General features: G+C 63.7%; 1 protein-coding gene. It reads left to right on the top strand.

The window, feature by feature from the left end; genetic code table 11:
- Positions 1-73: 73 nt before the first annotated feature.
- A complete protein-coding gene (locus tag NW820_RS11785) occupies positions 74-1,231 on the top strand; it encodes a DegT/DnrJ/EryC1/StrS family aminotransferase (RefSeq protein WP_414407581.1) in 1,158 nt (385 codons plus the stop codon).
- The last annotated feature ends 4 nt before the right edge of the window (positions 1,232-1,235 follow it).

The raw sequence follows: 1,235 nt of genomic DNA, 5'->3' as shown, positions 1-1,235 counted from the left end.
CCAGAGCGTTGTCTACCCAGGCTCTCATCCGCGATGATGGGCTGTGGCCGCCACCTTCTCCAAAGGCAGCACCATGACGGAGGAGCCGATTCCGCTGCTGGATTTGACGGGGCAGTACCGGGCTTTGGCCGCGGTGTTGCAGCCGCAGGTGGAGGCGCTGCTGGCCTCTGGCCAGTACATCGGCGGGGCGGCGGTGCAGCGCTTTGAGGAGCAGTTTGCCCAGTTTTTGGGGGGTGGCTCTTTGGAGGCCGTCGGCTGCAATTCCGGCACCGATGCCTTGGTGTTGGCTTTGCAGGCTTTGGGCATCCAGGCGGGGGATGAGGTGCTCACCAGTGCCTTTAGTTTTTTTGCCTCGGCTGCCGCCATCAGCCGGGTGGGGGCGCGTCCGGTGTTTGTGGATGTGGATCCGTGCACCTTTAACCTGGATCCGCAGCTGCTGGAAAGGAGCATCTCCCCCCGCACCAAGGCGGTGGTGGTGGTGCATTTGTTTGGGCAGGCGGCCAACATGACCCAGATTCTGGCTATTGCCCGGCGGCACGGCTTGGCGGTGGTGGAAGATTGTGCCCAGGCGGTGGGGGCCTGCTGGGGGGGCAGGCCGGTGGGCACTTGGGGGGAGGTGGGCTGCTTCAGCTTTTTTCCCAGCAAGAATCTGGGTGCGGCTGGGGATGGGGGGGCGGTGGTGACGCGGGATCCCCAACTGGCCAGGCGGGTGCGGGCGCTGAGGGAGCATGGGCAGACCCGTCCGTACCACCACGAGTATCTGGGTCTCAACAGTCGTTTGGATGCGCTGCAGGCGGTGATTCTCTCGGTGAAGTTGCCTTATCTGCGGGAGTGGAACTGGCGGCGGCAGGGGATTGCGGAGTGTTACCACCGCTTGCTGCAAGGGATCCCGGGCTTGATGTTGCCCCAGGTGGGGGTGGGGGGGAACTCGGTGTGGCACCAGTACACGGTGCGGGTGGTGGGTTCTGAGCCGTTGGATTCGCGGCGGCGGGACGATTTGCAGCAGCGGTTGAAGGAGCGGGGCATTGGCAGTCGGGTTTACTATCCTCTGCCGTTGCCGCTGCAGCCGGTGTACCGAGGGCTGGGCTACAGGCGGGGGGATCTGCCCAATGCCGAGCTATGTGCGGCTCAGGTGTTGTCTTTGCCGTGTTTTCCTGAGTTGACCACCTGTCAACAAGAGCGGGTGGCTGCGGCCATTGCTGAAATCCTCTCAGAAAAAACCTGCCCGTAGCACT

The sequence above is a fragment of the Synechococcus sp. R55.7 genome (assembly GCF_047461955.1).
Taxonomy (GTDB): Bacteria; Cyanobacteriota; Cyanobacteriia; order Thermostichales; family Thermostichaceae; genus Thermostichus.
The sequence above is the reverse complement of the archived record's forward strand: the minus strand, read 5'-3'. Positions and strand labels throughout refer to the sequence as shown.

Coding starts and splice junctions, on each gene's coding strand:
- NW820_RS11785 (WP_414407581.1), top strand. CDS start 74: ATGACGGAGGAGCCGATTCCGCTGCTGGATTTGACGGGGCAGTACCGG.